This window comes from Sphingomonas sp. P3_C6, from assembly GCF_056402595.1.
In genome coordinates, this window is record NZ_JBFUHB010000015.1 from 37,956 (window position 1) to 60,817 (window position 22,862).

Genomic DNA, 22,862 nt, shown 5'->3' on the forward strand with positions numbered 1-22,862 from the left:
ACTCAACTCGACACGCGCATCCGAGGTGCTAAAGCGCCCGCATCATGAACGTCCCCAATTCCTTCCGCGCCCAGCCCGACGAACGCGGGCATTTCGGCGAGTTCGGCGGCCGCTACGTCGCCGAGACGCTGATGCCGCTCATCCTCGAGCTGGATGAGGCCTATCGCGCCGCCAAGGCCGACCCGGCTTTCACCGCCGAGTTCGAGGATCTGCTCGAACATTATGTCGGCCGCCCGAGCCCGCTCTATTATGCCGAGCGGCTGACCGAAGCGCTGCGCGAAAGCGCGCCGGAGGGCAAGGGCGCGCAGGTCTGGTTCAAGCGCGACGAGCTGAATCACACCGGCGCACACAAGATCAACAATTGCATCGGCCAGATCCTGCTCGCCATGCGCATGGGCAAGACGCGGATCATCGCCGAGACCGGCGCGGGCCAGCACGGCGTCGCCACCGCGACTGTCTGCGCCCGCTTCGGTCTGCCCTGCGTGATCTATATGGGCGCGCGCGATATCGAGCGGCAGCAGCCGAACGTGTTCCGTATGAAGCTGCTCGGCGCAGAGGTCCGCCCGGTCACCTCCGGCGCGATGACGCTGAAGGATGCGATGAACGAGGGCCTGCGCGACTGGGTCGCGAACGTCCACGACACGTTCTACATCATCGGCACCGCCGCCGGCCCGCATCCCTATCCGGAGCTGGTCCGCGACTTCCAGAGCGTGATCGGCAAGGAAGCGCGCGCGCAGATGCTGAGCCGCATCGATCGCCTGCCCGACCTGCTCGTCGCCGCGATCGGCGGCGGATCGAACGCGATCGGCCTGTTCCACCCGTTCCTCGACGACGCCGATGTCGCGATGCTTGGTGTCGAAGCGGCCGGCCACGGCCTCGACAAGCAGCATGCGGCGAGCCTGGCGGGAGGATCGCCCGGCGTGCTCCACGGCAACAAGACCTATCTGCTGCAGGACGAGGACGGCCAGATCGCCGAGGCGCATTCGATTTCCGCCGGGCTCGACTATCCCGGCATCGGCCCGGAGCATTCATGGCTCCACTCGATCGGCCGGGTCCAATATACCAGCGCCACCGATACCGAAGCGCTCGACGCGTTCCAGCTGCTCTGCCGCACCGAGGGCATCATCCCCGCGCTCGAACCGAGCCATGCCATCGCCGCCGTCGCCCGCGTCGCGCGCGAGATGGACCGCGACCAGATCATCCTGTGCAATCTGTGCGGTCGCGGCGACAAGGACATCTTCACCGTCGCCGAGGCGCTGGGGGTCGAGATATGAACCTCCCCAATCTCGTGACCGGCGCCGTGGTGGGTGCGATCGTCGCGCTCATCGTGCGCGAGCTGAACCAATATGGCCTCGCTTTGTCCGACTGGCGCCTGCCACTGCCACGCGGCCTCGAAGCCGTCGAAATCGGTGCCGCAGCCGGCCTTTTCTCGCAACTCATCAGCCAACGGCGCTCCGCACGATGACCCGTCTTTCTGCCGCCTTCGACCGAGCCCGCGACCAGCATCGCGCCGCGCTCGTCACCTTCGTCACCGCCGGCGATCCGGCGCCCTGGGCCACCGGCTCCATCCTCGACGCGCTGGTCGCGGGTGGCGCCGATGTGATCGAGCTGGGCATGCCCTTTACCGATCCGATGGCCGACGGCCCCGCGATCCAGGCGGCGAACCTGCGCAGCCTCGCCGCCGGCACCACCACCGCCGATATCCTCGCCATCGCCAAGTCGTTTCGCGAGCGCCATCCCGGCGTGCCGATCGTGCTGATGGGCTATGCCAATCCGATGCTCCGCCGCGGTGCCGACTGGTTCGCCAGCGCCGCGCACGATGCCGGGGTGGACGGCGTGATCTGCGTCGACCTGCCGCCAGAGGAGGATGACGAGCTCGGCCCCAACCTGCGCGCCGCCGGTATCGACCTGATCCGCCTCGCCACGCCGACCACCGACGTAGCACGCCTGCCGACGGTGCTCGATGGCGCCAGCGGCTTCCTCTATTATGTCTCGGTCGCGGGCATCACCGGCCTGCAACAGGCAGCGCAGGATTCGATCGAAAGCGCCGTCGCCCGCCTCAAGGCGGCGACCGACATCCCCGTTGCCGTGGGCTTCGGCGTTCGCACGCCCGATCAGGCGGCCGCCATCGGGCGCGTCGCCGACGGCGTCGTGGTCGGCTCCGCCATCGTCGAACTCGTCGGTCAGCACGCCGAGGGTGCAAGCGCGCTGGTAGAGGCCTATATCCGTTCCCTGTCGACGGCGATCGCCGCGGCCCGAAAGGAAACCGTATGAGCTGGCTCACCAGCGTCCGGAACGCGCTGTCGTTCGTCGTTCCCAAAAAGGACACGCCCGACAATCTCTGGCACAAGTGCAAGGGATGCGGGAACATGGTGTTCGTGAAGGAACTGGAGGACAACCTCCATGTCTGCCCGAACTGTCAGCATCATGACCGGATCGGCCCGGTCCTTCGTTTCCAATATGTGTTCGACGCGGGCAGCTACACGATCATCCCGCTGCCCAAGGTGCAGGACGATCCGCTCAAGTTCCGCGACACCAAACGCTATGTCGATCGCATCAAGGCGGCCCGCGCCGCGACGTCGGAAGGCGACGCGCTGATTAACGCGCGCGGTACGATCGAGGGCCGCAAGGCAGTCGTCGGTGTGCAGGACTTCGCCTTCATGGGCGGATCGATGGGCCTGGCGGTCGGCGAAGCGTTCGTGCGCGGCGTCGAGAACGCGATCCTCGATAATTGCCCGTACATCATCTTCACCGCAGCCGGCGGCGCGCGCATGCAGGAGGGCATCCTCAGCCTGATGCAGATGCCGCGCGCGACCGTCGCGATCCAGATGCTGCACGATGCCGGTCTGCCCTACATCGTGGTGCTGACCGACCCGACCACCGGCGGCGTCACCGCGAGCTATGCGATGCTCGGCGACGTGCAGATCGCCGAGCCCGGCGCCCTGATCGGCTTTGCCGGCCAACGCGTGATCGAACAGACCATCCGCGAGAAGCTTCCCGAGGGCTTCCAGCGCGCCGAATATCTGCTGGATCACGGCATGCTGGACATGGTGAAGCACAGGCGTGACCTGCGCGCGACCCTCGCCAGCCTGATCGATTATCTCTGCACGAAGAAGGCGGCGTGACCACCTTCCTCCCCTCCCGCTTGCGGGAGGGGACCGAGGGGTKGGCGCCCGGCATCAACAAGCGCTCCGCTGGAGGAGAGCGGGAGCTCACACCTAGCCCAGCGATGAAATCAATCGGGGTGCATTCCTCAGCCGTGCCGGGGGCATGGTTGACCCCGATTGATTTCATCACTCGCAAGCGGGAGGGGAATTAGAAATGGACTCCGCCACCTCCACCTCCCCCGCCGTGCAGGCACAGCTGGACCGCCTCTGGTCGCTGTCCCCCGGTGCCGACATCCTGGGCCTCGAACGTATCACGGCGCTGCTCGACCGCCTCGGCAACCCGCAGGATCATCTCCCGCCGGTGCTCCATGTCGCGGGCACCAACGGCAAGGGCTCGACCTGCGCGTTTCTCCGCTCGGCGATCGAGGCGGCGGGTTTGACGGTCCATGTCTATACCAGCCCGCATCTCGTGCGCTTCAACGAGCGGATCCGCATCGCCGGCACGCTGATCGAGGACGACGCCCTCGCCGCCCTGCTCGAAGAGGTGCTGAATGTCGCCGGAGACATCGGCGCGAGCTTCTTCGAGGTGACGACTGCGGCCGCTTTCCTCGCTTTCTCCCGCAAGCCGGCCGATGCCTGCATCATTGAAGTTGGCCTGGGCGGCCGGCTCGACGCGACCAACGTCATCCCTCGCCCGCTCGTGACCGGTATCGCCCAACTCGGCATCGACCATCAGAGCTTCCTCGGCGACACTGCCGAGGTGATTGCGGGCGAAAAGGCCGGCATCGCCAAGCCCGGCGTGCCGCTGGTCACGATGCGCTACCCCATTCCCATCGCACAGCGGGTCGAAATGGTTGCCCGCGCCGCACGCGCGCCAGTGTCGGCCGCCGGAGATCAATGGTTCTTCGCCGCCGAGGATGGCAAGCTCGGCTATCGCGACGCTGCGGGTCGGATCGAAACCGCGTTGCCCGAGATGGCCGGCCCCCATCAGCCGGAGAATCTCGCGCTCGCCATCGCCATGCTGCGCCACCAGACTCAGCTGATCATCCCGTTCGAAGCCTATCGCACCGCCGCCGAGGCGACCCGCTGGCCGGCCCGAATGCAGCGCCTGGGCACCGGGCCGCTGGCCGAACTGCTCCCGCCCGGCAGCGAGCTCTGGCTCGACGGAGGTCACAACCCCGCCGCCGCCAGCAGCGTCGCTGCGACGCTCCGCCAGATCGCCTTTCCCGGCACCGGCCGAAGCGAGGTGCATCTCGTACTCGGCATGCTCTCGAACAAGGATCCCGCCGGTCTGCTCGCGCCGTTCGCAGGCCTTGCCACGACGCTGCACGCAGTACCGGTGCCAAATCACGAGCATCACACCCCGAACATGTTGGTAGGCATCGCCCGCGGTCTCGGCATGATCGCCAATACCGCCGCCGACGTGCCGACCGCCCTTGCCGACATCACCGCGGCCGCCGACCCGGCCGAGCCGCCGATCGTTCTGATCCTGGGCTCGCTTTATCTCGCAGGCGAAGTGCTCGCGGCAAATGGCGAAGCTCCGAACTGATCCTTATTGCTATTGACTTGCAATAACCAAATCGCGACGCTGCCATTCCAGCAGACGGAGTCGCGTATCATGACGGTCACCCCAGCACCCGCCCCTACCCAGATGTTGCCGCATGCCATGCCGTCATGCCCGAATGGGCGGCTTGCCTTGTTCGCGATCAGACGAATCGGCGCGCACGGCCTGGCCGATGCGCATGCCGCGCACGCGATGCTCAACGGCTTCGGGGAGGGTTTTCGCCGTCCGCTCGTGCTGATGCGCGCCCTGATGGCCGATCTCGCGACCACCGCGAATGGCCCGATCGCGATCGCACCCTGCTGCTGCATGCGGATGACCGCAGCCGAAAGCGCGGTGCTGACGGTGCTCTCCCGCGCCGAGACGGCGCCAGAAGCAGCGCGGCTGTTGCTCGCCGACCTGCTCGGTATCCGCCGGGTCGACGGCGTTCTCGCCAGCGCGACGGTTCTTGCAGCGGCCTTTGCCGACGCGGGCCGGCCGATCACGGTGTAAACCCGCGACAGCTTGGAATTCCGGCCGGCCAGCCTGCTCGCTTACCGGAGCGGCCGACTTGCCTTCGGGCGATCAGAAAGCCCCGCTCTTCAGGAACTCCATGACGAGATGTCGATGGTCGGCCGCCGGGCCGATGCTCCTTATCGCCCGGCGCGCAACTCGCCGAGCCGGTCCATCGCCCAGCGATACATGTCGGCTTCGGCCGCACGCTGCTGCCGGTCGAGCCGCTTCATCCGTGCCTCCACCTCTTCGAGCACGACGCGCGCCTTCTTGTCCCATCCCTGATCGAGCAGCAGGGCGGCGTAGCGGCATCGGCCTTCTTCACCCGGCAGCCGGGTGACGAGATCCGCATACATCGCCAGCGCCTCCTCCTTGCGCCCAAGCGCTTCGAGAATACGTGCCCGCAGCAGCCCCTGCCGATCGCGGTCGCTCTGCGCACTCGCCGGAGGATTGGCATCGAGCGTCGCGAGCGCGCTCGCCCCGTCGCCCGTCTCGAACTGCGCCCTAGCGAGCTTCTCGCCGGTCCGCATATCGGCGGGCCCGCGTTCGATCGCTTCATGCAGCAGCGGCAGCGCCTCGCCGTACCGGCCAAGGGCGGCAAGCGCATCGGCCAGCCGGATGCGATTGGCGGCGGTATCGGCGAGGTCGAGCTGGTCGCGCGCGGCACGCACCTCGCGTTCCGGGTCGATCGCCGCCACCGCCTTGGCCCGGACGGTGCGGACGTGCCGGTTGCCGCGCAACCGCGGATAGACCTCGATGACGATATAGGCGATCGTGCTGGGCCCCGGCAGGAACATCAGCGCCATGATCCAGAGCTGGTTACGCCCGTTGCGGATCACGTCGATGATCAGCATCACCTGGATCGCCAGGACAGCGAGATAGACGATCATGCCGCCGGCGGCTCCGATGCCTCCGCCACCACGGGGCGCTGAGGCGGGCCGGAACCGGGAACCGATTCCTCTTCACCGCCCCCCGCGCTGCCGATCGAGCGATCGACCAGGCCGGACCGGATCATCCACCAGAACAGGAACACACCCGGAAAGGCGATGACCGTGGTGAGCAGGTAGAAATTCACATAACCAAAGGTTTCTATCAGTCCGCCGGCGGTCGTGCCGGTGACGAACCGCCCGACGATACTCGCCGCGGCCGATATCAGCGCATATTGCGCCGCGGTGAAGCGAAGGTCGGTCAGCGCCGAGAAATAGGCGACTACCGCGACGCCGCCAAAGCCGCTCGCGAAATTCTCGAACCCGATAGCGCCGGCCATGCCGATATTCGAATGGCCCGCGGCGGCAAGGGCAGCGAAGCTCAGGTTCGAGACCGCCATCAGCACCAGCGACAGCAGCACCGACCGCTTCATGCCCATCTTCGCGTAGAGCACGCCACCGACGAAGATGCCGATCAGATACGCCCAGAAACCGATGCCGACATCGTAAAAGGCGATCTCGTCATTGGTGAATTTCAGGTCGTCGAACAGCAGGCGGAAGGTCAGATTGGCCAGCGTGTCGCCGACCTTGTGGATCAGGATGAACGCCAGCACGATAGCGGCGCCCTCCCGCGTGAAGAATTGTGCGAACGGCCCCCAGATCGAGGCCAGCATCGCCCCGACCCCGCGCCTCACCGCAATCTGCCGGTGCCGCACCGGCTCGCCGACGATCAGCCCCGCGAGCATCGCCGGCAGCGCCAGCATCGCGCAGGCGAGATAGGCCCATTCCCAGCCGCCGCGTGCCGCGATCACCAGCGCCAATGCGCCCGCGCCGGCCGAGCCGATCCGCCAGCCATATTGCGACATGCCCGAGCCCACGCCGAGCTGGCGCGGCTCGAGGATTTCGATGCGATAGGCGTCGATCACGATGTCGAAGGTCGCGCCCGCCGCGCCTACCAGGATTGCGGCGATCGCCGCCGCCATGATATCCGCCTTGGGATCGATCAGCGCGAGGTTCGCGACCGCCGCCATCACCAGCACGCCGGCGAGGAGCAGCCACGACACGCGCTGCCCCAGTTGCCCGATGATCGGCAGCTTCACACCGTCGACCGCCCAGGCCCAGATCCATTTGAGATTATAGACGAGGAAGGCCAGGCTGAATGCCGTCACCGTCTTCTTGTCGATACCGTCCTGCGCGAGACGCGTGGTCAGCGTCGCGCCGATCATCGCGTAGGGAAAGCCGGACGAGATGCCGAGCGCGAGCGCGGCCAGCGGCGCTTTTTCGAAATAGGGGCGGACGCCGTCCATCCAGCCGCCCGGCCGTTCGATTTCCAGTTCGCTCATCCCGCTCTTGCTCCCCGGCCTGATCGGGCAGACACTAGCGTCAAAAATCGGGAGAGGAAGCGAGATGAACGCGCCCGCGACAATTACCATGCCCACGCAAGGCCAGCTTGCGCTCGCCGCGCAGCTTGCCGCCGGCGGCACCCGGCCGACCAGCGGAATCACCCATGTCGACGCGCGCGCCTATACGGCGCCCGAACGCCATGCCGCTGAACAGGCGCGCATTTTTTCGAAAGCCCCGCTGGTCATCGCACCGTCCGCGCTGCTCCCGCAGAACAATATGGCGGTGCCACATGACGGTTTCGGCAAGCCCTTGCTGATCGCCCGGGACAGGCAGGGCACGGCGCAGGTGTTCCTCAATGTCTGCCAGCATCGCGGCACCCGCCTGGTCGAGGGCAGCGAGCCGGTCTGCGCGCCGCGGCTGATCTGCCCCTATCATGCGTGGAGCTATACGCTCGACGGCGCGCTGGCGGGCCTCCCGCGTCCGGACAGCTTTCCCGGTCTCGACAAAAGCAGCTTCGGCCTGAAACGCCTGCCCACCCGCGAGGCGGGCGGGCTGATCTGGTTCGCGTTCGACGAGCATGCGGATTTCGCCGAGGCGGACGCGCTTGGCCATGATTTCGATGCGTTCGATCTTGCCGGGCAGCATCTTTTCCGCCGGCGCACGCACGATGTGGCGGCGAACTGGAAGCTGATCATGGATGCGTTCCTGGAGAGCTATCACGTCCAGCGGCTCCACGCGGCGACGATCGGCCCCTTCTTCAAGGACGGCGTATCGACCGGCGACCATATCGGCCCGCATCAGCGCTCCGCGGTCGGGCGCGAGGCGGCGCTGGCGGCATGCTCGGCCGAGGACTGGCCGACGCTGCGCTCGGCGATCACCTACACCTATCAGATGTTCCCGGGCACGGTGCTGATCGTCAGCCCCGACTATATGAACCTGATGGTGCTGATGCCGCAGTCGGAAGGCCGCGTGCTGGTGGAGGACTTCATGCTGATCCCCGAGGCGCCCGAGACGGAGAAGGCGCTGGCACATTGGGAGAAGAGCTGGAACCTGCTCGATGGCGGCGTCTTCGCGGCGGAGGATTTCCGTGCGGCTGCCCTCGGGCAGGAAGGGCTGGCGTCGGGTGCGATCGAGCGGGTGACGCTCGGCACGCTGGAGAGCGGGATCCGGGCGTTTCATGATCAGGTCGAAGCGCGGCTGTAAACCCTGTCATCATGCTCCTGTCTCACGAGGAGCGGAAGGTTTGAATCAAGCCGCCTGGTCGAACAGGCTGAAGCCGTGCGGCAGCTTCTTCGGCTTCTTGCCTTCGATCACCGCCTCAATGGCGTTGATCGCGGCGAGCAGGTCGCGTTGCGCATAGGGTTTGGCGAGGCAGCCCGCCGCAACGTCGCGCGCGCCTTCCGGGCAGGCGCCGGTCACGAACAGCACCGGCACGCCGGCCTTGTGGGCCGCATGCGCCACATCCAGACCGCTGCCGTCGGCAAGGCTGATGTCGACCAGCACCAGATCGAGATCCTCGGCGGTGCGAATCACTTCCTGGGCCGTGGCGACGCGGTCGACGGTGGCGACGATCTCGAATTCCGCCTCGCGCAGGAAATGTTCCGTGTCGAACGCGACCAAGGGCTCGTCCTCGACGATCAACAACCGCGAAATGCGCCGTTTCTTCCTGCCGAACAACATCGTCAGGCACCCGCCTTTGTTACTGAGCTGCGGGGAGCAATTTCCCCCAGCCTTGTTACGCATCCGTCCCTTAACGCTCGGCTACGGGATCGGGCGCACATTTTTTTCATGTGGCGACGAAGAAAAGCGGTATCAGCGCCCCTGTGTCCATTTTCAGAGAATCCAAGGAGCAGCAGCGTATCGCCAAGCTGCTCGCCCGCGCCGGTATCGCCTCGCGCCGCGAAATCGAGCGCATGATCGCCGAAGGGCGCGTCGCGCTCAACGGCACCGTCATCGATACGCCCGCGACCATCCTCACCTCGCTCCACGGCGTGACGGTCGACGGCAACCCGGTCCAGGCAGCGGCGCCAGCGCGGCTGTTCCTCTATCACAAGCCGAGCGGCCTGCTCGTCACCGAGCGCGACCCGGCCGGCCGCCCGACCATCTACGACAAGCTGCCCAAGGATCTTCCCCGCCTCGTCCCCGTCGGCCGGCTCGATCTCAATACCGAGGGGTTGTTGCTGCTCACCACCGATGGCGAGTTGAAGCGCCAGCTCGAACTGCCGGCGACCGGTGTCGAGCGCGCCTATCGCGCCCGGGCCTATGGCGCGGTGACCCAGACGCAGCTCGAGGAACTGATCCACGGCGTAGAGATCGAGGGCGTGCGCTACGGATCGATCAACGCGAACCTCGAACGGCGCACCGGCGCGAATGTATGGATCGAGATGATCCTGACCGAGGGCAAGAACCGCGAAGTCCGCCGCGTGCTCGAATATCTCGGCCTGCGCGTCTCGCGCCTGATCCGCACGCGGTACGGCCCGTTCCTGCTGAGCGACCTGCCCGTGGGCGAGGTCGGCGAGGTACGTCAGGTCGATGTGATCGCGTTCCGCAAGAACCCGACCAAGAACATCACGCCGGAGCATACCGCGCCCGAACTGAAGCGCCACGCGCCGGCCCCCTCCCCGGTCCCGGGCGACCGGCTGAAGCAGCCGCGCGGGGTATCGCCGCAGGGTCGTTCCGCGTCGCCCGTGCCCCGCCCAGTATCCGAGAGCCCGCGGACTCCGCGCCCCGTCCGCGCGGGCCCGCGGCATGAAGAGCGGCCCGCCGCCGCCCGCGATGCACGCCTTGCGCAGGAAGCGCCGAAGCGGGCCGTCCGCCCTGCCCGCATCACCCGCGAGGACGCGGTAAAGGCCGACCGCGCTGCGTTCGACGTCCGTCCGGCGCGCCGCGCGCCCCGCGATGGCGACACCAAGAGCTCGACCTGGTCCCCGCGCGACAGCCGCCCTGCCGAGGAACGCGCCGCCCGCCCTGCCCCGGCAGGCGTGAAGCCCAAGCGTTTCTACGACGCGAAGCCGAAGGGCGGCGGCAAGGCAGCGCCAGCCGCAGAGGGCCGCCCGACGCGCGTGTTCAACCCGGAGCTCGGCCGCAACGTGCGCGCCAAGCCGCCGCGCCCGCCGCGCGACGACGCTCCGTCCGATGCCCGCCCGGCCAAGCCGGCCGGCAAACCCCGTCCCAAGACCGGCTGGGCAAAACCCAAGTCCAAGCCCCGCACCCGGAAATAAGTCATGCGCATCATCTCCGGCCTGTGGCGCGGCCGCGCCATCATCGCCCCCAAGGGCGACGCCACCCGCCCCACCGCCGACCGCACCCGCGAGGCATTGTTCTCCATGCTGACGAGCCGGCTCGGCAGCTTCGAAGGCCTGGCCGTCGCCGACCTGTTCGCCGGATCTGGCGCGCTCGGGCTGGAGGCGCTGTCGCGCGGGGCTGCGTCGTGCGTCTTCGTCGAGCAGGACCGCCCGGCGATCGATGCGCTGAAAACCAATATCGCCAAGCTCAGCGGCGGCGCGAAGATCGGCGCCGATGTCCGCGCGCAATCGGTGCTGGCGCTGCCGCCAGCGACCCAGCCGCTCGACGTGATCCTGATGGACCCGCCCTATGGCACCGGCGCCGGCATGGTCGCGCTGGACAAGCTCAACCGGCTTGGCTGGGTGAGCGACGCGACGTGGATCAGCATCGAGACCGCCAAGACCGAGACGGTCGAGGTCGACGGGTTCGCCACCGACGCCGAACGCACGCATGGCAAGATGAAGATCACCCTGTTGCGGCGGAGCGCCTGATATAGGGGCCTGCCCTGCGGCGTCGTGACCGTATTCGTGTTGGACAGCCAGGGCGCAGCGGCAAGTCATCGCGGAATTATGCGAGGCACTTACGAGGGAGCGAAAATCGCGCGCTATTTGGCGGCTGCACGCAGCCTCGCCATGAGGCCTTGCGCTGTTCGTATCCGCTCGACCGGCTATAGTCGCGATGACTCGACTCCCTCCAACAGCACTTCGGACAAATGATTTGCCGAATTATGCGAGGGGTATCGGAATTTCTTCCGGCTTTACTTGAGGCCCCTCGTGCCGCGTGCATCAAGGGGTTTAGCCACCGGCGGGGCCGGATTGAATCGTCGCGCCTTCAGCGCGGTTTGCGCAGCAGCGCCAGCCCGCCGAAGCTGAGCAGCCCCGCAACCAGCAGATAGACGCCGACCAGCCCGAGCCCGCCCTTGGCCGCGAGCCAGGACGCCGCGATCGGGGCGAGCGCGCCGCCCAGGATTCCGCCGACATTGAAGGTCATCGACACGCCGGTGTAGCGCACCTCGGCCGGGAAGAGTTCGGGCAGCCAGCCGCCGAGCGGGCCATAAGCGAAGCCCATCACGAACAGCGCGAAGGCGAGCCACAGGAACACGACAAGGAGCGATGCGGCGCCGAGCATCGGCCCCATGAGCAGCCCCGCGACCGCAGCGCCGGCAAAGCCCCAGCGCAGCATTGTCTGGGCGCTGCGCCGATCCGCCAACACGCTCGCGACGATCACGCCCAAGGCGAGGAACAGGATCGCAGCGAGTTCGACCGCGAGGAACGCCTGGCGATTATGGCCGAGCGTCGTCGTGCCGTAGCCAAGCGCAAAGGCGGTCGCGAGATAGAAGAGCGCGAAACACGCCACCACGCCGAAGATGCCGGCAAGCGTGGGGCGGAGGTGATCGCGGAACAGCACGACGATCGGCACGCGCGGCAGCTTCTCCTCCTTCGCCGCTTCGAGAAAGGCGGGCGTCTCGGTCAGCTTGAGGCGCACCCATAGCCCGAGCGCGACCAGCACGGCGCTCGCCAGGAACGGCAGCCGCCAGCCCCATTCGCGGAACTGCGTGTCGGTAAGCGTGGCGCCGAGGATCAGGAAGAAGCCGTTCGCCGCGATGAAGCCGACCGGCGCGCCGAGCGGCGGGAACATGCCATAGCGGTTGCGCCATCCCGGCGGTGCATTCTCCACCGCGAGCAGCGAGGCCCCACCCCATTCGCCGCCAAGGCCAAGCCCCTGGCCGAAGCGCAACAGGCACAGGATCAGCGGCGCGACCCAGCCGATCTGCGCATAGGTCGGCAGGAAGGCAATCGCGACGGTCGATCCGCCCATCAGCATCAGCGAGGCGACCAGGGTGGACTTGCGCCCGATCCGGTCGCCGAAATGGCCGAAGATCGCGGCGCCCACCGGTCGCGCGATGAAGGCCAGGCCGAAGCTGGCATAGGACAGCAGCAATTGCGCGCCCTGATCCTCGGCCGGGAAGAACAGCGGCCCGAAGACGAGCGCAGCGGCCGTCGCGTAGATGTAGAAATCGTAGAACTCGACCGAGGTCCCGATCAGGCTGGCGAGCAGGACGCGCTTGTGCGCGGTCATGGGGAGCGACGTCATGATCGGTGGTTCGCGTGTGCGATCCTTCCGGTCAAGAAACTATTCTCTCTTCCGCTTACACCTCTCCCCTTGGGAGAGGGAGGGGCCCGCTCGGCGCAGCCGAGTGGGAGGGTGAGGGTGACGGATGAATGGACAAACCACGTTCGCCCTCACCCTTCCCAAGCTTCGCTTGGGCCCCTTCCCTCTCCCGCTGGGAGAGGGAGTTCAGAAGGAGAGGAAAAATCAACGCGTGGCGAAGGTATCCAGCAGCGTCAGCATCAGCCAGTAGAGGCCGCCGGCCAGCAGCATCGCGGCCGGGAGGGTCATGACCCAGGCGAGCGCCATGCTGGCGATGGTCCGGGCGCGCAGGCCGGCGCCGTTCGCCACCGATGCGCCGGCGACGCCGCTGGTCAGGATGTGGGTGGTCGAGACCGGCAGGCCGTAATGCTCGGCGGCGAAAATCGTGCCGGCGGCGACGAGTTCGGCCGAGGCGCCCATGCCATAGGTCAGGTGGGTCTTGCCGATCCGTTCACCCACCGTGACGACGATGCGCTTCCAGCCGACCATCGTGCCGAGGCCGAGCGCCAGCGCCACGGTGATCTTCACCCAGAGCGGGATGTAGCGCGTGCCCTGTTCGAGATTGGCCTGATAGGCGCTGATCGACTTGAGCTCGGGTTCGGAGAAGGTCTTTGCCGCTGCGTCCTTGTCCTTGGTCGCAAGCCGCGTCGAATCGAGCACCAGATACATGTCGTTGCGCAGGTTCGGCGTCGCGGCGGCCGGCACCTTTTCCAGCGAGCCATAGCCGCCGATACGCTGGCTGACGTCACGCGACAGCGTGGCAGCCGCGGCATAGACCTCGGGGCTGTTCGCCTTCTTGGCCTGGAGGGCGTGAGTCAGCGTCTCGCGCGCGACGGTCACGTCGCCATTGGCGCCGGCGGGACCGGCATGTGCGCCGAATGCGCTCGCGGCCGAGGTGGCGCTGGCGACAAAGGCCGGCGTCGCACTTTCCGGCATGGTGCGGTTCAGCGCATAGGCGGTCGGGGCGCAGCCGATCAGGATCAGCATGATCAGGCCCATGCCCTTCTGCCCGTCATTGCCGCCATGGGCGAAGGAGACGGCGGTGCAGGTCGCGATCAGCAGCGCGCGGATGCCGCGTGGCGGCGGCGCATTGGCCTCCGGCTCGCTGTAGAGCTTCGGGTTGCGCAGCACGAGCTTCATCGCGAACAGCAGCAGCATCGCGGCGAAGAAGCCGATCAGCGGCGCCATCCACAGGCCGGTCAGGATCTTGTAGGCCTGGCTCCAGTCGACGCCCGAGGTGCCGCCCTGGCTGGCCGACAGGAGCTGGTTGGCGAAACCGACGCCCAGGATAGAGCCGATCAGCGCGTGGCTGGAGGAATTGGGCAGACCGACATACCAGGTCGCGAGGTTCCACAGTACCGCCGCGAGCAGCAGCGCGAAGATCATCGCGAACCCGGCATTGCTGCCGACATGAAGGATCAGGTCGACCGGCAGCAGCGTGATGATCGAATAGGCGACCGCGCCGCTGGAGAACATCACGCCGAGGAAATTGAAGAAGCCGGACCACACGACCGCCAGATGGGCCGGCATGGAATTGGTGTAGATCACCGTGGCGACGGCATTGGCGGTGTCGTGAAAACCATTAACGAACTCGAAGCCCAGCGCGATCAGCAGCGCGAGGCCGAGGAACAGGAACACCCCCGTCGCCATCTGCTCGCCGACTTCCGCGGTGTCGGCGAAGATGCTGAACCCGGCATAGGCGAGTCCGCCCACCAGCACCGCGAGGAACAGCCAGCGCCCGGCGGGGTGCATCGACTGGTCGAGCCGGGGCCCGCTTGACGGGCGCTCGACCGACTCGGGGAGCGCTGAAACTATCGTTGCCATGGTAAAACCGCTTTGCGCGCTTATGTGACAGGTTGATGACACAGGGTGAGAGATGGAGGTTACGGAGAGGAGTCGACAAGGGACGCAGGCCTCTCTGCAACCGCCGGTTTCCCCGACTGGCCGCCCCCGCATTGCGCCGCGCACATAGCGACGGGATGGCGACTCCGCCAGTACCCTTGCCGTCTTGTTCCCTTCGCCGGGGCGCGTCAGGCTTGGCGAGCCGGCCGTCATAGATAGCTGCGGCTCCTGCCGCCGATGAGCGGAGTTCGCCGTAAAATCATCGATACGACTTCCTACGATTCATCGTCGCCGTAGAAGGGTGACGAGGAGAAACGGGGCGAATGTCTTCCTCATGAGCAAGGGAGTTTGCACTTAATCCCCTCTCCCAGCGGGAGAGGGAGGGGCCCATTGCGGAGCAATGGGAGGGTGAGGGTGATTGGCAAGCGGGACTTCAAAATCACCCYCACCCTTCCCAAGCTTCGCTTGGGCCCCTTCCCTCTCCCRCCGGGAGAGGGAGTTTAAGCGCGCTTGCTCCCCGCGTCCGCGTTCCCTACCTGTTCACTGATGACTCTCCCCGCGCCCTCGCCTAACGACCCGCCCTATATCCAGGGTCTCAACACCCCGCAGCGTGAGGCCGTGCTCACCACCGAGGGGCCGGTGCTCGTGCTTGCCGGCGCCGGCACGGGCAAGACGGCGGCGCTCACCGCGCGGCTGGCGCACCTGCTGTTCACGCGGAAGGCCTGGCCGTCGGAGATCCTGTCGGTCACCTTCACCAACAAGGCGGCGCGGGAGATGCGCGACCGGGTCGGGCGGCTGGTCGGCGATGCGGTGGAGGGCATGCCCTGGCTCGGCACCTTCCACGCGATCGGCGCGAAGATGCTGCGCCGCCATGCCGAGCTGGTCGGGCTGCAGAGCAACTTCACCATCCTCGACACCGACGATCAGCTCCGCCTGCTGAAGCAGCTGATCCTCGCCGCCGATCTGGACGAGAAGCGCTGGCCGGCGCGGCAACTCGCCGGGCTGATCGACCAGTGGAAGAACAAGGGCCTCACCCCCGCCGACATCGACGCCGGCGAAAGCGAGCTCTACGCCAATGGCCGGGGCCGCGAGATGTATGCGCAGTATCAGGCCCGGCTGAAGGCGCTCAACGCCTGCGATTTCGGCGACCTGCTGCTCCACATGCTGACCATCCTGAAGCGCGACCGCGACGTGCTCGCCGATTATCAGCGCCGCTTCAAATATATCATGGTGGACGAATATCAGGACACCAACAGCGTCCAGTATCTCTGGCTCCGCCTGCTCGCGCAGGAGCGCAAGAACATCTGCTGCGTCGGCGACGACGACCAGTCGATCTATTCCTGGCGCGGGGCACAGGTGGAGAATATCCTGAAGTTCGAGAAGGATTTCCCCGGCGCGAAGGTGATCCGGCTGGAGCAGAATTACCGCTCCACCCCGCACATCCTGGCCGCGGCATCGGGCGTGATCGCCAATAACAGCGGCCGGCTCGGCAAGTCGCTCTGGACCGACGCGAGCGATGGCGAGAAGGTGCGTGTGCTCGGCGTATGGGACGGCCCGGAGGAAGCGCGGCGGGTCGGCGAGGAGATCGAATCCTGCCAGCGCGCCGGCAAGAGCCTCGACGACATCGCCATCCTGGTCCGCGCGCAGCACCAGACGCGCGAGTTCGAAGAACGCTTCATCACCATCGGCCTGCCGCACAAGATCCTGGGCGGGCAGCGCTTCTACGAACGGCTCGAGATCCGCGATGCCATCGCCTATCTGCGCGTCGTCGCGCAGCCGGCCGACGACCTCGCCTTCGAACGGATCGTCAACACGCCGAAGCGCGGCCTTGGCGACAAGGCGGTGCAGAAGGTCCACCAGCTCGCCCGCGCCGAGGGCGTGCCGCTGACCGTTGCCGCCGCGCGGATCCTCGACACCGACGAGCTGACCGGGGCCGCCCGCCGGGCGCTCGGCAATCTCGTCGGCGACATGGCGCGCTGGCGTAGCATGGCGGGCGAGCTGCCCCATCCCGAGCTGGCCCGCCAGATCCTCGACGAGAGCGGCTATACCGCCCTGTGGCAGAACGAGAAATCGGCCGAGGCAGCCGGGCGGCTGGAGAATTTGACCGAGCTCGTCCGCGCGATGGAGGAGTATGAGAATCTCGGGGCCTTCCTGGAGCATGTCAGCCTGGTGATGGACAATGAGGCGCAGGCGGGCGAGGCCAAGGTGACGATCATGACGATCCACGCCGCCAAGGGCCTTGAGTATGACACCGTCTTCCTGGTCGGCTGGGAGGAAGGGCTGTTCCCGTCGCAACGCTCGCTCGACGAGGGCGGGCTCGCGTCGCTGGAGGAGGAACGCCGCCTCGCCTATGTCGCGATTACGCGCGCCCGGCGGAAAGCGTTCATCCTGCACGCTGCCAATCGCCGCATCTATGGCCAGTGGACATCGAGCATCCCGAGCCGCTTCGTCGGCGAGCTGCCCAAGCCGCATATCGAGGAAGAGAATTCGATGAGCGGCGGCGAAAGCCTGTGGCGCGCCAACTGGTCCGAACGCGCCGATCCCTTTGCCGATGTGGGCCGCGGGACCGGGCGTGGGCCGGGGTGGCAGCGCGCGGCGGGGGTGATGCCGAATGGCGGCGGGTTCACGAGCCGGACTTTTACGCGGGAGCCATCACGGGTGGTGGAGGCTCGGGCGAGCGCGGTGAGTATCGGGAACAAGGGGCGTGACGATCTGAGCGTGGGGATGCGGGTGTTTCACCAGAAGTTTGGCTATGGGGAGATTGCGGAGATCGAGGGGAACAAGCTGGAGATCGATTTCGAGAGCGCCGGGCGGAAGCGGGTTATGGATAGTTTTGTGAGTTTGGGGTGAGGCGCTTAAACTCACTTTCCATAGCCCAACAAAAATATTTTACTGCACCTCAGGATTTATAATACTTCGCTTCTACGACATCGCCTACTCTTCATCCCACGGAACTCCGTCTTCATTTTGGCTATCATCATCTTTTATCATATTACGATTAGACTTACGGAGGTTCTCTATCCAAGCAGCCCGCGCATCCCACTTCAGTTCCTTTGGATGGGTACTTGCAATATCGAATGTAAAGCGTGAATGATCAAATTTTCGCCTACGATCAAAATCAAACATGGTCCTAGCGCTTACTCTGACGGTCCCTTCGCTTTCCCAAAAAATATTAGATTCCACGACCCTGGCATCCACAAGATTTGTGTCTTCAAACTCAGCTTCTAAAAAATTCGCGCGATCCAAGTTGGCGCGTTGAAATGTGGTTTTATGCAGCTTACAACCGCGCATGTTCGATCGCATCAAATGCGTTCCGTTTAAATTTCCGTCACTTAGGTCAGAGAAAGACAAGTCAACTTCCGACAAGTTTAAGCCAAACAGATCTGATCCGGTAGCAAAAATGTGAGAAAAACACCTTCCGACGGGAGAGTTATTCTCATCTCCAGAATGCACCCTTACCAGGAGCTGCTTAAATAGAGACTCATTTTTTTCAAAACCAACGCGAATTAGTTCAAACGAACTTGAACTTGCGTGCAGAGCCCTAGCGCAAGAATTAATCACAGCCCAAATCATTACCTCAGCATTCTTTTGCTGACGTGCCGCCTGACGCCAGTTTTCAGCGCTCGCCTTGTGCGCAGGAAGTCCTTCCACGAGGACAACAGCGGCCATCTTAGAGAAAGACTGAAAAATCTTTTCAACAAAGGAGACACCCTCGTCGGGCCGAGTGACAATTAAGCGAATCTCATCCCTCATGTAATCAAGTATTTCGCCAGTCAAAACTCCACTCGAAGTTGATTCAAGCCACTTCTGCATCGCCAAATCAGTGTGACGCTCTGTGAGTGCAGATACCTCATATGCGATTGCAATGATCGCTCGCGCAGAGAGGTAATCGCCAAAACTTTTATGCGTAAACTCGAAACCGCGATGACTTGCATCCGCCGCTTTCAGGTAAAAATTCATCGCTAGGTTAGCAATTTTCTGGCCACCATCTACTTTGAACTCGTTCCACGCTTCGTCCGCGTGCATAATTTTTACAGACGCATTAAACGAATCCTCAGTAGCCACTCGCGTGTCACCACCGCGCCAAGCAGCCAAAGCTATCGCGTCCATCAGAAGATTAAAGCTACTCTGACGTAAATTTTTTCCCGGCCCTTGGCGATTCTGAATTTTTCCACCATCGCCCCAGCCCCGTTTCCAAACCTCATCAATAAGTTTCTCATATATTCTATTTCTGTTTTCTGCAGCAGCCTCCCAATTATCTACAGCAAAACCCGACAGAGCTAGCAAATAGCATAATAGAGGTTCATTAGTAATATCCGTTAGCCTAGAATCAGAAAGAGCCGCAGGCACATCCGCCGACGCACCTGTTAGAGAAGAATACTTACCCCACCATAGCGTCCGCTGATCGAGCGCCGCTATACCGCCGTCACCCCGATTACTATTTGGAGCATATCCCATAACCTCGATTGCACTTCTATCCGAGCCGCTCCGAAACTTCTTTGCCGCTTGAAAAGATGGCATCCTACCGGCCGCAATAACGAACACAGGCTTATTCAGTTCCCCACGCAACGACGATACCATCTGGTCCAATTTACTAAGGAATAGGTTTGCAACTTCATCCGCCCCCTCCCCGGGACGTGAGATCTCATCGAGCCCATCAAATATTAATACCAATGGAGGGCCATCTTCTACTGCATTACGCGCAAGCGGTGGCTGACTGAACGCCCCTTCCGTTCTATCTGTAAAGTAAAGATTGATAGCGTCCTTTAGATTTCCGTCCATACTAATATGCTGCAACGGAACATACAGCGGGCGAACCTCAGGCCTCAGCGCCTGCCTTGCCGCGAAAGACTTTAAAGTCGTCGACTTTCCGCTGCCCGGCCCCCCTCCGATCAGTTTTAGGTCATCATCCGGTTTAGGATTCTTAACCCAATCGTCCAGCTCATCATCCAACCGAATTGTATGACTTCCTGACGGGGGATGACCATCCTTTCCATATTCAAACCAAGCCCCGCGAAGAGGAATATACAACTGCGCTAGAGAAATTTTTGTTTTCTCCTGACCAAATACTGGCCTGACTTCAAAATCATATATCAATTTTTCACGATATGCAGACCATTGTATCTCGAGAGTATTAGATTCAACTCCCGGAGCGGCAAGAGCAAGAAATAGAGATTGAAATGTTTCCGCCCGGCGCGCCCATATTTCGAATACCGCCCGATTAAAAGCCGAATCGAATCGAGCGCTCAACCGCTCCACACTCTCCTCTCCGCTTGAACGAAACTCACTGCTGCGCAACACAAATTCATCCCGAACCACCTTGTAGAGCGGCAGCGTTGTTGGCCGCGACAAGAAAGAAACAGGAATGACTAGAGAGGAATCATCAGCTTTTTTTCTAGCGTCTTCTAGCGCGTCCTTAACGACGCCCCGTAGCCCATCATCCTTGAAGCCGCCTTCCGACCGAAGTTCATCGAGCGTCCACCCGAATGACAACCAAAACAACTGCCAAGCTTTTTGCTCTGGATCGTCGGCTATTTTTACAGATCCGGCTACATTTATAAGGGCACTTATAGCACTAGATACTCCATCAGTAATCCCGTGCGCCGTGGCAAAACCTTGCACCAACGCATCACTGAAATTGGTAATTAGTGCTCGCCAATCCACGCTAAGCTTCAAGGTCCGTCCCATTCCTATCGATGGAGTAGCGCTCGACATATATCCCCCTTGCTATATTGATGACCGTTATTCAATGAGTTTGCATCTAGGTCAAGCTTTGGAGGGAGTCGCAGCATCGGACACCTGATTGTTAAACTGATGCCGTGGCACCGCGCTTTTCGGCGCTAGACGAGTTTGATACAGGGCATACGTGACGATACATTTTAACGGACGCCAACTGGGTTTGGCATCCGCACTATACAGTCCCGATCCGCCGCATTTTGGCCAGCAACGTCTGCTGGTCAAACAGTTCGGTGACATATTCATTGGCACCGGCGCCGATGCCCCGATACATGTCAGCCGTCTCGGCTTTGGGGCACAGAACACCACGTTCGGAGCTGCCCGCGGAGGTCCGGGTTGTACCGAAGGGGAAGCGGGAACTAGTGGTGGGCGGCACGCCCATGTCGTTCCCTACCGACTCAAGGCCGATAAATTGGAATTACTGCGCGTCCTGCACGGCCCACAACTTTGGGCGGAACGCTTTGACGGGATGACTGCAGAAGCGAACTGGCTCGGCCCGCTTTACGCCGCCCCGATCCGCCGCAACTTCCCCAGCAACGTCCGCTCGTCGAACGGCTTGGTGACGTATTCGTCGGCACCGGCGCCGATGCCCTGGTAGATGTCGGTCGTCTCGGCCTTGGAGGTGCAGAACACCACTTTCGGGGCCGCCCCGCCCTGCATCCGGCGCAGCGCGGCGACGAATTCGACGCCGCTCATCACCGGCATTTCCCAGTCGAGCAGGATCAGGTCGGGCATCGCCGCCTTGCAGCGGGCGACCGCTTCCTCGCCATTCTCCGCCTCGATCACCTGATAGCCCAGGCCGGAGACGATGCGGTGCGCGACCTTGCGGATCACCCGCGAATCCTCGACCAGCAGACAGCGGCGCTGGCGCGGCGGTGCGGCGGGCACGGGTTCGGCCGCTGCCTGTGGCGCGGGTTCCTCGGGGAGCGGCGCGGATCGGCCGATGGCCGCCGGGCTCCGCAGGCGCTTGATCAGACCCTGAATGGCTGCGGCCCCCGCTGACTGAGGACCTGGCTTGCCGCGGCGACCACGGCCTGGTCGGCCTCGGTCATGCGGACATGGATATAGGGCACCCAGATCTCGCCGAACTCGGCCTTCTGGTACCACAGGTCGATCACGTCATAGGACGCCCAGAAGCCGTCCGGCTCGCGCAGGCGCAGCCCCTCGCCGATCCGCGGGACGGCGGCGAAGCGAAGCGTGACCTGGGTCTGGTGCGTCTCGTTCTGGACTTCGATCTCGATCAAGGACGGTCGCCTCCGGTTCGACGGGGCAGCCTAGCCTGCAATCCTTGCCGAAAAGCGAATGGCTTTACGGTCGCACGGCGGCCTCTTTACTGCCTGTCTCCGCCATATTATTTTTCCTGATGCACTGGAAGAACACCCCCGAAGACGATGCGACCCACGCTGCGCTCGCCCAGGCCCTTGCCCTGGTGCTGATACCGGGGCTGATCTTCGTCGTCGGCCTGATCTATCTGGTGTCGCCGCGATACGTTCCGACGCCGCAATCCTGGGCAAACGGCACGTACAAAAACGCCTGTTGCGCACCGCTGATTCTCCGCGACGGGCTGATTTCGACCGGATCCGATACCGCCCGCTACACCGTCGCCGATGGCAAAATGGGCGCATATATCGAGGTCGATCGCGGTATCAGGGTCAGCCGCGGCCATGTCGTCTTCGGCGACAACGCCGTGTATGTCTTCTTCAACAAGAATAGCGAGGCGATGCCCGCCATCCATGAGGCATATGCCCTGCATCTGCTCGGCGCTCATGACATCAAGGACTATGTTTTTCGCAAGATGTGAGGCGCGTTGACGTTGGCGCCCCATCATCGCGGCACCCTGGTTTGCGATTTACTGATGGATTGTATGCCGACCACAGGCCGCGTCGATTACGATACCGAACTTCAGCGCCACCATGAGGTGCTGCGTCGCGCGTGGGGCATCGGCCCCGGCGACAGGGTCCTCGATGTCGGATGCGGCGCCGGGCTGACCGCGCGCGAAGCGGCGCGCCTGGCAAAGGCTGGCAGTGCTGGGCGTGGATATTTCCGCACCGATCATCGAGCGAGCGCGGGAGCTTGCCGATGCGGGTTGGCTCGGCAATGTGGCGCTCCTGTGCGGGGATGCGGCGGTTCATCCATTTCGGCCGCAGGAATTCGACGTCGTGATCAGCCGGTTCGGCACGATGTTTTTCGTCGATCCCGCCGCTGCGTTTGCCAATCTGGCGCGCTCCCTGCGGCATGGCGGGCGTCTGACGATGATCGTGTGGCAGACACTCGACGCCAATGAATGGGCAATGGCGATCCGGCGCGCGCTCGCGAGCGCCGCGCCTGCCGCTTCGTCGGTGCCCAATGCGTTTTCGCTCGGCGATCCGGATGTGATCGGGCGAACGCTCGACACTGCGGGCTTCATCGGCGCGAGTG

At 64.0% G+C, this 22,862-nt stretch carries 20 protein-coding genes and 1 pseudogene; 12 read left to right on the forward strand and 9 right to left on the reverse strand.

Annotated elements, in window-relative coordinates; genetic code table 11:
* Positions 1-44 precede the first annotated feature (44 nt).
* The 6 genes from trpB (at position 45) to AC1DT7_RS15030 (ending at position 5,160) form a co-directional block, all read left to right on the forward strand.
* Positions 45-1,274 carry a tryptophan synthase subunit beta gene (gene trpB / locus AC1DT7_RS15005; protein WP_478036831.1) on the forward strand — a complete coding sequence of 410 codons (1,230 nt, stop codon included), beginning with the start codon at positions 45-47 and terminating at the stop codon, positions 1,272-1,274.
* A complete protein-coding gene (locus AC1DT7_RS15010; RefSeq protein WP_478036832.1) occupies positions 1,271-1,465 on the forward strand; it encodes a hypothetical protein in 195 nt (64 codons plus the stop codon). Before trpB ends, AC1DT7_RS15010 begins: the two co-directional genes overlap by 4 nt.
* Positions 1,462-2,274 (forward strand): tryptophan synthase subunit alpha, encoded by an 813-nt coding sequence (gene trpA, locus AC1DT7_RS15015; protein WP_478036833.1) that lies wholly within the window; start codon positions 1,462-1,464, stop codon positions 2,272-2,274. The genes AC1DT7_RS15010 and trpA overlap by 4 nt, the downstream gene beginning before the upstream one ends.
* Positions 2,271-3,125 carry an acetyl-CoA carboxylase, carboxyltransferase subunit beta gene (gene accD / locus AC1DT7_RS15020; protein WP_478036834.1) on the forward strand — a complete coding sequence of 285 codons (855 nt, stop codon included), beginning with the start codon at positions 2,271-2,273 and terminating at the stop codon, positions 3,123-3,125. Before trpA ends, accD begins: the two co-directional genes overlap by 4 nt.
* A 196-nt stretch (positions 3,126-3,321) precedes the next feature.
* Positions 3,322-4,656: a bifunctional folylpolyglutamate synthase/dihydrofolate synthase gene (locus tag AC1DT7_RS15025; protein WP_478036835.1), complete on the forward strand. Its 1,335-nt coding sequence runs from the start codon at positions 3,322-3,324 to the stop codon at positions 4,654-4,656.
* 69 nt (positions 4,657-4,725) lie between these two features.
* The gene (locus tag AC1DT7_RS15030; protein WP_478036836.1) at positions 4,726-5,160 is read left to right on the forward strand and encodes a DUF6628 family protein; all 435 of its coding nucleotides are present in this window, start codon (positions 4,726-4,728) and stop codon (positions 5,158-5,160) included.
* Between the two features lie 140 nt (positions 5,161-5,300).
* Here the strand turns inward: AC1DT7_RS15030 and AC1DT7_RS15035 are convergent, their stop codons facing one another.
* Together AC1DT7_RS15035 and AC1DT7_RS15040 are read right to left on the reverse strand one after the other, a co-directional pair.
* Positions 5,301-6,050, reverse strand: coding sequence for a tetratricopeptide repeat protein (locus AC1DT7_RS15035; RefSeq protein WP_478036837.1), 750 nt, complete (start codon positions 6,048-6,050; stop codon positions 5,301-5,303).
* A complete protein-coding gene (locus AC1DT7_RS15040; RefSeq protein WP_478036838.1) occupies positions 6,047-7,429 on the reverse strand; it encodes an AmpG family muropeptide MFS transporter in 1,383 nt (460 codons plus the stop codon). The genes AC1DT7_RS15035 and AC1DT7_RS15040 overlap by 4 nt, the downstream gene beginning before the upstream one ends.
* Positions 7,430-7,493: 64 nt before the next feature.
* Between AC1DT7_RS15040 and AC1DT7_RS15045 the strand changes: the two genes are divergently transcribed.
* Positions 7,494-8,633, forward strand: coding sequence for an aromatic ring-hydroxylating oxygenase subunit alpha (locus AC1DT7_RS15045; protein WP_478036839.1), 1,140 nt, complete (start codon positions 7,494-7,496; stop codon positions 8,631-8,633).
* Positions 8,634-8,678: 45 nt separating this feature from the next.
* Here the strand turns inward: AC1DT7_RS15045 and AC1DT7_RS15050 are convergent, their stop codons facing one another.
* On the reverse strand, positions 8,679-9,110 hold the full coding sequence (locus AC1DT7_RS15050) for a response regulator (protein ID WP_478036840.1): 432 nt from the start codon (positions 9,108-9,110) through the stop codon (positions 8,679-8,681).
* 233 nt (positions 9,111-9,343) lie between these two features.
* Between AC1DT7_RS15050 and AC1DT7_RS15055 the strand changes: the two genes are divergently transcribed.
* On the forward strand, positions 9,344-10,651 hold the full coding sequence (locus AC1DT7_RS15055) for a pseudouridine synthase (protein WP_478036905.1): 1,308 nt from the start codon (positions 9,344-9,346) through the stop codon (positions 10,649-10,651).
* A gap of 3 nt (positions 10,652-10,654) precedes the next feature.
* Positions 10,655-11,206: a 16S rRNA (guanine(966)-N(2))-methyltransferase RsmD gene (rsmD, locus tag AC1DT7_RS15060; RefSeq protein WP_478036841.1), complete on the forward strand. Its 552-nt coding sequence runs from the start codon at positions 10,655-10,657 to the stop codon at positions 11,204-11,206.
* A 340-nt stretch (positions 11,207-11,546) separates the two neighbouring features.
* Here the strand turns inward: rsmD and AC1DT7_RS15065 are convergent, their stop codons facing one another.
* Positions 11,547-12,809, reverse strand: a complete 1,263-nt coding sequence (locus tag AC1DT7_RS15065; protein ID WP_478036842.1) for an MFS transporter — start codon at positions 12,807-12,809, stop codon at positions 11,547-11,549.
* Between the two features lie 222 nt (positions 12,810-13,031).
* Entirely contained in the window at positions 13,032-14,690 is a 1,659-nt protein-coding gene (locus tag AC1DT7_RS15070) for an inorganic phosphate transporter (protein ID WP_478036843.1), read from the reverse strand.
* 564 nt (positions 14,691-15,254) lie between these two features.
* On the opposite strand from AC1DT7_RS15070, the gene AC1DT7_RS15075 reads away from it, so the two are divergent.
* A complete protein-coding gene (locus AC1DT7_RS15075) occupies positions 15,255-17,558 on the forward strand; it encodes an ATP-dependent helicase (RefSeq protein ID WP_478036844.1) in 2,304 nt (767 codons plus the stop codon).
* A gap of 84 nt (positions 17,559-17,642) precedes the next feature.
* On the opposite strand, the gene AC1DT7_RS15080 is transcribed toward AC1DT7_RS15075, so the two are convergent.
* From AC1DT7_RS15080 to AC1DT7_RS15090, 3 genes are all read right to left on the reverse strand, one after another.
* Complete coding sequence (locus AC1DT7_RS15080; RefSeq protein ID WP_478036845.1) at positions 17,643-20,384, reverse strand: NACHT domain-containing protein; 2,742 nt, start codon at positions 20,382-20,384, stop codon at positions 17,643-17,645.
* A gap of 561 nt (positions 20,385-20,945) precedes the next feature.
* Positions 20,946-21,332, reverse strand: a complete 387-nt coding sequence (locus AC1DT7_RS15085; RefSeq protein ID WP_478036846.1) for a response regulator — start codon at positions 21,330-21,332, stop codon at positions 20,946-20,948.
* An 83-nt stretch (positions 21,333-21,415) separates the two neighbouring features.
* Positions 21,416-21,688, reverse strand: coding sequence for a hypothetical protein (locus AC1DT7_RS15090; RefSeq protein ID WP_478036847.1), 273 nt, complete (start codon positions 21,686-21,688; stop codon positions 21,416-21,418).
* Between the two features lie 119 nt (positions 21,689-21,807).
* Between AC1DT7_RS15090 and AC1DT7_RS15095 the strand changes: the two genes are divergently transcribed.
* Together AC1DT7_RS15095 and AC1DT7_RS15100 are read left to right on the forward strand one after the other, a co-directional pair.
* The gene (locus AC1DT7_RS15095; RefSeq protein ID WP_478036848.1) at positions 21,808-22,245 is read left to right on the forward strand and encodes a hypothetical protein; all 438 of its coding nucleotides are present in this window, start codon (positions 21,808-21,810) and stop codon (positions 22,243-22,245) included.
* A gap of 232 nt (positions 22,246-22,477) precedes the next feature.
* Positions 22,478-22,648, forward strand: a pseudogene (locus tag AC1DT7_RS15100) (class I SAM-dependent methyltransferase); the annotation flags it as partial.
* Here the strand turns inward: AC1DT7_RS15100 and AC1DT7_RS15105 are convergent.
* Positions 22,573-22,791, reverse strand: coding sequence for a hypothetical protein (locus AC1DT7_RS15105; protein ID WP_478036907.1), 219 nt, complete (start codon positions 22,789-22,791; stop codon positions 22,573-22,575). The pseudogene AC1DT7_RS15100 and the gene AC1DT7_RS15105 sit on opposite strands and share 76 nt — an antisense overlap.
* Positions 22,792-22,862: the final 71 nt, after the last annotated feature.